Source organism: Mesorhizobium sp. M5C.F.Ca.IN.020.29.1.1, assembly GCF_003997375.1.
In the GTDB taxonomy this organism is placed as follows: Bacteria; Pseudomonadota; Alphaproteobacteria; order Rhizobiales; family Rhizobiaceae; genus Mesorhizobium; species Mesorhizobium wenxiniae.
In genome coordinates this window covers 1-5,088 of sequence record NZ_RZSW01000466.1, presented here as the reverse complement: position 1 = coordinate 5,088, position 5,088 = coordinate 1, and the positions used below count along the sequence as shown (strand labels likewise).

General features: G+C 63.0%; 6 protein-coding genes. 5 read left to right on the top strand and 1 reads right to left on the bottom strand.

The genetic code is table 11. From position 1 onward, the window contains the following. Window positions 1-307: 307 nt before the first annotated feature. The 5 genes from EOA85_RS27205 (at window position 308) to EOA85_RS27185 (ending at window position 3,558) form a co-directional block, all read left to right on the top strand. Entirely contained in the window at window positions 308-1,837 is a 1,530-nt protein-coding gene (locus EOA85_RS27205; protein ID WP_127211834.1) for an ABC-F family ATP-binding cassette domain-containing protein, read from the top strand. 278 nt (window positions 1,838-2,115) lie between these two features. Further along, window positions 2,116-2,334, top strand: coding sequence for a nuclear transport factor 2 family protein (locus EOA85_RS39360; protein WP_245486039.1), 219 nt, complete (start codon window positions 2,116-2,118; stop codon window positions 2,332-2,334). Window positions 2,335-2,459: 125 nt separating this feature from the next. Further along, a complete protein-coding gene (locus tag EOA85_RS27195) occupies window positions 2,460-2,663 on the top strand; it encodes a hypothetical protein (RefSeq protein ID WP_127211833.1) in 204 nt (67 codons plus the stop codon). A gap of 80 nt (window positions 2,664-2,743) precedes the next feature. After that, on the top strand, window positions 2,744-3,172 hold the full coding sequence (locus EOA85_RS27190) for a glyoxalase/bleomycin resistance/extradiol dioxygenase family protein (RefSeq protein ID WP_127211832.1): 429 nt from the start codon (window positions 2,744-2,746) through the stop codon (window positions 3,170-3,172). A 32-nt stretch (window positions 3,173-3,204) separates the two neighbouring features. Further along, a complete protein-coding gene (locus EOA85_RS27185) occupies window positions 3,205-3,558 on the top strand; it encodes a DUF1428 domain-containing protein (RefSeq protein ID WP_127211831.1) in 354 nt (117 codons plus the stop codon). Between the two features lie 12 nt (window positions 3,559-3,570). Here the strand turns inward: EOA85_RS27185 and EOA85_RS27180 are convergent. Continuing rightward, window positions 3,571-5,088, bottom strand: a 1,518-nt coding sequence (locus EOA85_RS27180) for a sulfotransferase (RefSeq protein ID WP_164759913.1), incomplete at its 5' end; no start/stop codon positions are given.

Genomic DNA, 5,088 nt, shown 5'->3' with positions numbered 1-5,088 from the left:
GTCCATCTGACTCGTTGACTGCCAACTACCCGCCCCTTGCCTTCGGTCCCGCCCTTGGTGTAGCAGTTTCCACGCTCAACGTCTTGAAAGGAGGGCTGCGTGAATTTCGACCACCACCGTCAGCGCGGCCCTGTCCCTGCCCTGCGAGCTTGCTTGCAGGGCTGACCAGGGACGGTCCGGGCTTTTTCCCGCTTCGATTTTTGGTCTGCCCTTCGTGGTGCTGCAACGCCGAGCCTGATGGCCGGCCAGCGCACCGTCAAAGTGCATCGAACCGGAACCTCCCTCCGGGCAGACCAGAGAAACCAAGATGGCCCTGATCAGCCTAAAATCCCTCGGCGTCACCATGAGTGCGCCGCTCTTTTCCAACCTTGATCTCACCATCGGCACCGGCGACCGCCTCGGCATCGTTGCTGCCAACGGGCGCGGCAAGTCCACTTTGCTGAAGTGCCTGACCGGCGAAATGGAGCCGACATCAGGCGACATCACCCGCACGCGCGGCCTGCGCGTCGGCTATGTCGAGCAAGCCGTTCCCGCAGCATTGGCCGAGCACGGCTTTCAGCGGGTGGTGGCCGACGCCTTGCCGGCCGAGCAGGCTGAAAGCGAGCAATGGCGCGTCGACGTGGTTCTCGATTCACTCGACATACCGCAGCCGATGCGCGAGCGGCCGATGCGGGCATTGAGCGGCGGCTGGCAAAGGCTGGCGCTGATCGCCCGCGTCTGGGTCACCGATCCGGACGTCCTGCTTCTCGACGAGCCGACCAACCATCTCGACCTCGCCAAGATCAGCCAACTCGAGACCTGGCTGAACACGCTGCCGCGCGAAGTGCCGGTGGTGATCGCCAGCCACGACCGGGCCTTCCTCGACGCAACGACCAACCGGACGCTGTTCCTGCGCCCAGAACAATCGCCAGTGTTCTCGCTGCCCTATTCCAAGGCACGCGATGCGTTGAGCGAAGTCGACGCCTCGACCGAGCGCAAATTCCAGCGTGACATGAAGGTGGCGCAGCAATTGCGCCGGCAGGCGGCCAAGCTTAACAACATCGGCATCAATTCGGGCAGCGACCTGCTGACGGTCAAGACCAAGCAGCTCAACCAGCGCGCCCAACGCCTCGAGGAGGTCGCAGCACCGGCGCACCGCGAAAAATCGGCGGGCGCGATAAAGCTCGCCAATCGCGGCACCCATGCCAAGGTGCTGATCACGCTCGACGACCTGGCGGTCGAAACGCCTGACGGAACCCCGCTGTTCAGGACCGGCAAGCGCCATATCTGCCAGGGCGACCGCATCGTCCTGCTCGGCCGCAATGGTGTCGGCAAGTCGCGGCTGATCAGCCTGATCAGAAATGCCATTATCGAGCCGGAGACGGCAGTACAAGGCGTGAAGGTGACGCCGTCGACGGTGCTCGGCTACAGCGACCAGGCGCTGTCAGGCATCAGCGCCGAAGACACGCCGCTGGCGATGCTCTCGCGCAGCTTCGATGTCGGCGAGCAGCGCGCACGCTCGCTGCTGGCGGGTGCAGGCGTCAGCATCGACATGCAGGAGCGCAGGATCGGCGTGCTGTCGGGCGGGCAGAAGGCGCGGCTGACGATGCTGGCGCTCAGGCTCGCCAATCCCAATTTTTATCTGCTCGACGAGCCGACCAACCATCTCGACATCGACGGCCAGGAAGCACTGGAAACGGAACTGCTGGCCCATCAGGCAAGCTGTGTGCTGGCCTCGCACGACCGCTCCTTCATCAGGGCGATCGGCAACCGCTTCTGGCTGATCGAGAAGCGGCGGCTGACCGAGATCGACAGCCCGGAGGATTTCTTTCGATCGGTGGCTGAGGGGAATGGCTGAGGAAAGCCACGCATCTGCCGGGCCGGCATTCAAGGTGCTGCCGGCCCACGCTTCCCCGCGAGCCGAAAAAGGCGCATCCCGAGGTCTCGCAAACCGAGGAGGAAAACGGTCATGTGGCGCGGACGTCGTCAAGAACCTGTATGATACGTATGCAAACGTGACATCGAGGGCGCGCTGGTCGACTGCGCCGATGATATCGTCTTCCGCTGGGTCGCCGAACCGGCGCAGTCGCGCTATGCCGGGATGGCCAAGGTAAGCAGGAGTTCCTTGCCCGGCTTTTGGCGCTGGACGACGATTTCGAATACCGGCGCTTCATCCCGGTCGAGATCATCGACGGCGGCGACAAGGTTGCGGCACAGGTCGAGATCCACATGACACGCCGAACCACCGGCGAGGAGTTTGTCATGCGCACCGCCGATTTCTGGACGCTACGCGACGGCAAAATCATCGAGATGGCGGAGTATTACGACACCGCTCTGGCCGCGTCCGTCATCTGAGACGTATCCCGACTGAATAAGGCCCTGCGACAGAAAATTCTCCGCGATCTGTAGGATCATGGCCGCGCGCCACGTCCTTGGGATGCCGACACGGTGATGCCGGCGCCAATCGAGGAGAAAGCATCATGTCCATTCTGTCATCCGTAGGTCGCATAGCGACCCATTATTCGGCGGCTCGCGCCCGCTGCCGCAGCGAGCGCGCCCTCCTTTCGTTGCCGATCGAACTGCGCAAGGACATCGGCTGGCCGGATATCGTCGTCGACACACAGAACAGCCCGCGTATTGCCTGGCTCCTTGACAAGGACCGGCCGTCGCGCGGTCGGCATTAAAAAAACGCATCGGCCATGTAGGATCGCCCCTGCCCCCTTCGTCCTGTGGTTCGCAATGCCCAACCAGAGAGGAGCAAGAGATGAACGATCAGCCCCAAACCCAATCTGCCGCGAAAGTCCTCGGCGGATTGACGCCCTACCTTCAGCTGGACGGCGCCTTCAAGGCTTCGGAATTCTATCAGAAGGCCTTCGGCGCCGAGCAGGTCTTCTTCTATCCGCCGGACGAGCAGGGCCGGACGATGCATATCCATCTCCATATCAACGGTTCGACCTTGATGATTTCCGACTTCTATCCCGAGCACGGAATGGCCGCGGTGAAGCCACAGGGCTTCACCATGCAGCTGCATCTCGGCAGCGACGACATCGACGCCTGGTGGCAGCGCGCTATCGATGCCGGTTGCCAGGAAGTGATGCCCCTGCAAGTGATGTTCTGGGGCGATCGCTGGGGTAACATGCGCGATCCGTTCGGTGTCGAGTGGGCAATGAACGCGCCCGTAAAGGCCGCCTAGCTGAACAGCGCCACCAGCCAAGGAGAACCACAATGTCTTATGTCGATGGTTTCGTACTTGCCGTGCCCAAGGCAAATCTCGATGCCTACAAAAAGCTGGCGGAAACAGCCGGCGCCGTCTGGAAGGAGCATGGTGCGCTCGCCTTTGTCGAATGCACAGGCGACGATGTACCCTATGGCGAGGTCACGTCGTTCCCGCGCGCCGTTCAGGCCAAGGACGACGAGGTCGTCGTCTTCTCGTGGGCCGTCTATGAATCGCGGCAGAGCCGCGATGCGGTAATGGCCAAAGTGATGGCCGATCCGCGCCTGAACGGCGACTTGTCGACGATGCCATTCGACGGCAAGCGCATGATCTTCGGCGGCTTTCAGCCGTTCATCGAGTTGTAGGCCGGCAACGCATTACGCTAGGCGGTCGAGCAGCGGCTTGAGCCGGTCGCCATAGCGTTTCCACAGATCGACCGAGCCCTGGTACATCGGCTGGCGCACCTGCGCCGCCGACGCCGTGCGCACCGGCCGGTCGGTCTCGTGGAACGACAGCACCGCATCATCCCATGGCAGGCCGAGATGGGCGATGAGCGCCCGCGTCTGCCCTTCCTGGTCGGCGACGAAATCCTCGTAGCGCACATCATGCACGACATCAGGCAGAACGGTGCGCCAATGCGCCATCACATCGGTGTAGAGATTGTGGAAATCGGCGAGCTCGCTGAGGTCGTAGCCGTAGCGGTGGCTGTCGCCGCGGAAATGCACCTTGTAGATCGACAGGCATGTCGCCGCCGCATCGCGCACGCAATGAATGATCTTGGCCTTGGGCAGCATCAGATGGATGAAGCCTACCAATAGGAAATTGCCGAGCATCTTGTCAGTGACGTGCCGGAAACCCGGATAGCGGGCGTGCAGCAGGTCTAGATAGGCCTGGCCTGCCTCGGCATAGGCCTTGTCGGGCATGTCGGCGATGCCCCAGGGAAAGCCGCCCTTCATACCAGGCGGAAACTGCTTGCCGAGCGCCGTCTTCAATATGCCGAGCTCACCGGCGCCATAGACCTGCGGATGGCTGGCGATGATCTGCTCGACCAGCGTGCTGCCGGAGCGCGGCATGCCGACGACGAAGATCGGCGTATCGTCGGCGATCCCGCTCGGTCTGTGCTTGTCGAAGAAGGGCTTGTCGAACACCGCCTTCATCGCCTCGAACTCGGCGCGTGTCTTGGCCGCATCGTAGTCGATGCCCATACGGCGGATCGCATTGCCTTCGGCGAAATAATCGAAGGCACGGCCATAATCCTTCAAATCGTCATTGGCCTTGCCGAGGCCGAAGGAAAGCTGCATGCGCGCCACGCTGCCTTCCGGGGCCTTGGCGTGCTGCGCCTCCATCCCGGCAAGCTCGGCGTCGCGCTCCTGCTGGCGCTTGACCTGGGTAAGCATCAGCCAGGCCCTGGCCATGCCGGGATCGACCGCCAGCGCCTGCCGGAAATGCTCCGCCGCCTCTCCGAGGCTGCCCTTCTCCATCAGCCCGACGCCCAGACCGTGCAGCAAATCGGCGTCCTTCGGCCGAATTGCCAGTGCTTCGCGGAAGACGGCAAGCGACTCGTCGAGCCGCCCAGCCTCCTGCAGCGTTTCGGCAAGCCCAATTCGGGCGCGGACATGGAACGGGTTGCGACCGATGGTGCCGCGATAAATCTCCTCCGCGCCCTCGAACTGTCCGAGCTGCTTAAGCGAGGAGCCGAGATTGTCGCGCGCCGCGAGCTGGTCCGGCCGCAGCGCCACCGCGCCACGGAAGAAATCGACGGCTGCACCGACACGGCCGCGGTCGCGCATCACCGTGCCGAGATTGTTGAGGAAATCCGGATTCTTGGGCTGCAGGCGCACCGACTGTTCGAGGAGGTCGAGTCCTTCGGCGCTGCGCCCGGTCTGGTGCAGCAG

Excerpts from the sequence above, each read along its gene's own strand:
- EOA85_RS27185 (WP_127211831.1), top strand. The coding sequence starts at position 3,205 with ATGTCTTATGTCGATGGTTTCGTACTTGCCGTGCCCAAGGCAAATCTC.
- EOA85_RS27190 (WP_127211832.1), top strand. The coding sequence starts at position 2,744 with ATGAACGATCAGCCCCAAACCCAATCTGCCGCGAAAGTCCTCGGCGGA.
- EOA85_RS27205 (WP_127211834.1), top strand. The coding sequence starts at position 308 with ATGGCCCTGATCAGCCTAAAATCCCTCGGCGTCACCATGAGTGCGCCG.
- EOA85_RS27195 (WP_127211833.1), top strand. The coding sequence starts at position 2,460 with ATGTCCATTCTGTCATCCGTAGGTCGCATAGCGACCCATTATTCGGCG.